We start from the raw sequence: 1,722 nt of genomic DNA on the forward strand, positions 1-1,722 counted from the left end.
CAGAGCTTTTTTGAATTCAGATATGAAAGTAGGTTGTAATTTTTTCTGCTACCTAATTTTGATCAAAGTCTCTCTAACCACCATCTTTCGACGCAGAAAAATTTGACTCAAATAATCAAATAAATCTCTAAATATTTTTTCGATAAAGTCAAAGCTGTTTGCCAAAAATACTCGGAAAAATCTTAGAGAATAATTTAGATGTCGCCCTCGCCAGAAAATCTATTTACCGAAAAATTTTGGTTTAAAGCCTCCCCTTGGATAGGGGATAATAAATAAAAATTTTCCTTTTAGTCAATCCTATCAGTTTCAAGGAGAGGTAATTATTAATTATTCATTATTAATTGTTGAACTGATTTTTCCACCAAATATTTGATGTAATAATTTTTGTCGAAATTTCCCGAATCAAAAAATGGAGAAAATTCTCAGCATAGTTGATGAAGTTACCCGGAAAATTCAGAGCTTTTTTGACTTCAGCTCTGAAAGTAGTTTGTAATTTTTTCTGCTACCTAATTTTGAGAAAATTCTCTCTAACCACCATCTTTCGACGCAAAAAAATTTGACTGTTTTAGTCAAATAAATCTCTAAATATTTCTCCAAACAACTCAAAGCTGCTTGCCAAAAATACTCGGAAAAATCTTAGATAATAATTTAGATGTCGCCCTCGCCAGAAAATCTATTTACCTGATTTTTCCACCAGATACTTGATGTGATTATTTTTGTCAAAATTTCCCTAATAAAAAAATGGAGAAAATTCTCAGGATAGTTGATGGAGTTACCTGGAAAATCCAGAGCTTTTTTGAATTCAGATATGAAAGTAGGTTGTAATTTTTTCTGCTACCTAATTTTGATCAAAGTCTCTCTAACCACCATCTTTCGACGCAGAAAAATTTGACTCAAATAATCAAATAAATCTCTAAATATTTTTTCGATAAAGTCAAAGCTGTTTGCCAAAAATACTCGGAAAAATCTTAGAGAATAATTTAGATGTCGCCCTCGCCAGAAAATCTATTTACCGAAAAATTTTGGTTTAAAGCCTCCCCTTGGATAGGGGATAATAAATAAAAATTTTCCTTTTAGTCAATCCTATCAGTTTCAAGGAGAGGTAATTATTAATTATTCATTATTAATTGTTGAACTGATTTTTCCACCAAATATTTGATGTAATAATTTTTGTCGAAATTTCCCGAATCAAAAAATGGAGAAAATTCTCAGCATAGTTGATGAAGTTACCCGGAAAATTCAGAGCTTTTTTGACTTCAGCTCTGAAAGTAGTTTGTAATTTTTTTTGAGAAAAGTCTCTCTAACCACCACCTTTCGATACAGAAAAATTTGACTGTTTGAGTCAAATAAATCTTTAAATATTTCCCCGAACGACTCAAAGCTATTCCCCAAAAATATTGGGAAAAATTTCCGAGAATTATTCAAATGCCAACCTCCCCATAAAATCTATTTACCTGATTTTAAAAGTTGTAATTTTTTCTGCTACCTAATTTTGAGAAAAGTCTCTCTAACCACCACCTTTCGATACAGAAAAATTTGACTGTTTGAGTCAAATAAATCTTTAAATATTTCCCCGAACGACTCAAAGCTATTCCCCAAAAATATTGGGAAAAATTTCCGAGAATTATTGAAATACTAACCTCCCCAGAAAATCTATTTAACGGATTTTCCCACCAGATATTTGATGTGATAATTTTTGTCGAAATTTCCCTAATCAAAAAA

General features: G+C 31.1%; 1 protein-coding gene. It reads right to left on the reverse strand.

From position 1 onward, the window contains the following. Positions 1-1,460 precede the first annotated feature (1,460 nt). Positions 1,461-1,722: hypothetical protein (locus tag F6K40_RS15540; protein ID WP_293137341.1), on the reverse strand; the 262-nt coding region annotated here is incomplete at its 5' end.

The organism is Okeania sp. SIO3I5, assembly GCF_010672085.1.
Lineage (GTDB): Bacteria > Cyanobacteriota > Cyanobacteriia > Cyanobacteriales > Microcoleaceae > Trichodesmium.